The following is a 1,547-nucleotide window of genomic DNA, read 5'->3' as shown; positions in this document are numbered from 1 at the left end:
TGAGGACCATCACTTGCTTTAATATGGTAATATTTTATTTGGGTACCTGATCTAGCGACTTTCATATAGTCGCCAGCGACATAAACAACACCTGTGTTACGCTTTTTCCCACTACTTTCATAGATGATAAATTTATTACCTATACCTGAATCTGCATACAAAGCGTAATCTATGCTAGTGTAAGAGCTATCAGTATTATCACTTGAAAGTCCAAGCATTACCCTGCCAGTGTTGCCAAGCTTGGCAATAACATAGCCGTCATTAATAAAGCCCTTGGAAGATGCAACATCGGCATTCCAGCCAGCACTAGCGGTTTTTTCATAAACGCCGCCATTAGTGTGGGTTATTTTGTTGCCGCCCCCAATCGTCAGATCGGTATCAAGCGATTCATTAGAAAGTTTCACAGGACTGGTGATACTACTCAAATCAATAGTATTGCCGTCTCCATCAACGATATCAGATAAAAAGATGCTGTTTTTACCATTAATATTAAAAAACTTATTGCCAACTGTATCGTTAATTTTCACAGTGTAAGTAAACACCAGTGTGTTAGTAAGGGTGCCATTGGCACCTGTCAATAGAAATTCCTTGCCAGCAACAATGATTTTATTACTACCAACTTTTGCCAAAGTAACTGCTTCATCTATGGTAAGGGTAAGTTTAATTTCATCGCCAATAGTGAATACACCTTTACTATTAGCAGCTCCACTGTCTATATGCCAAGCGTTAGCAATGGGTTTTGGCGCGCCAACATCTACTGAAAACGGCAAATTCTTGCCACTGAATATTTGCATCTCTGCTAACTTAGCACCAACATCATGAAAAGAACTGTCTAGAAACAATTTGGTATTTGCATTTGAAGTTTTGCTTGAGGTGTAAAGCAAAGTGCCTTTGGCGTGAGGACCATCACTTGCTTTAATATGGTAATATTTTATTTGGGTACCTGATCTAGTGACTTTCATATAGTCGCCAGCGGCATAAACAACACTTGTGTCACGCTTTCTCACACTACTTTCATAGATGACAAATTTATTGCCTATACCTGAGTCTGCATACAAAGCGTAATCTATACTTCTGTAAGAATCACTAGAATCATCACTTGAAAGTCCAAGCATTACCCTGCCAGTGTTGCCAAGCTTGGCAATAACATAGCCGTCATTAATAAAGCCCTTGGAAGATGCAACATCGGCATTCCAGCCAGCACTAGCGGTTTTTTCATAAACGCCGCCATTAGTGTGGGTTATTTTGTTGCCGCCCCCAATCATCAGATCGGTATCAAGCGATTCATTAGAAAGTGCCACAGAGTCGGTAATACTGCTGAAATTAATACTGTTACCATCCACATCTTTAACATCAGTTAAAACAATATCATCGGCGCCATCAATGTCAAAATCTTGTGCGCTAATCTTATCATTAGCTTGCACGGTATAAACAAAATCCAGCGTGTTGGTAGTGGCGCCATTTACGCCCGTTAAAAGGAATTCTTGACCGGCAACAATGACTTTATTGCTACCAACATTAGCTAAAATAATGTCTTTATCCAATGT

General features: G+C 39.7%; 1 protein-coding gene. It reads right to left on the bottom strand.

Annotated elements, in window-relative coordinates; translation table 11 throughout:
- Positions 1-1,547, bottom strand: a 1,547-nt coding sequence (locus BHECKSOX2_RS08490) for a hypothetical protein (RefSeq protein ID WP_180323730.1), incomplete at both ends; no start/stop codon positions are given.

The sequence above is a fragment of the thiotrophic endosymbiont of Bathymodiolus puteoserpentis (Logatchev) genome (assembly GCF_900127505.1).
In the GTDB taxonomy this organism is placed as follows: domain Bacteria; phylum Pseudomonadota; class Gammaproteobacteria; order PS1; family Pseudothioglobaceae; genus Thiodubiliella.
Note: the sequence above shows the minus strand (reverse complement) of the source record. Positions and strands in the feature narration are given on the sequence as shown.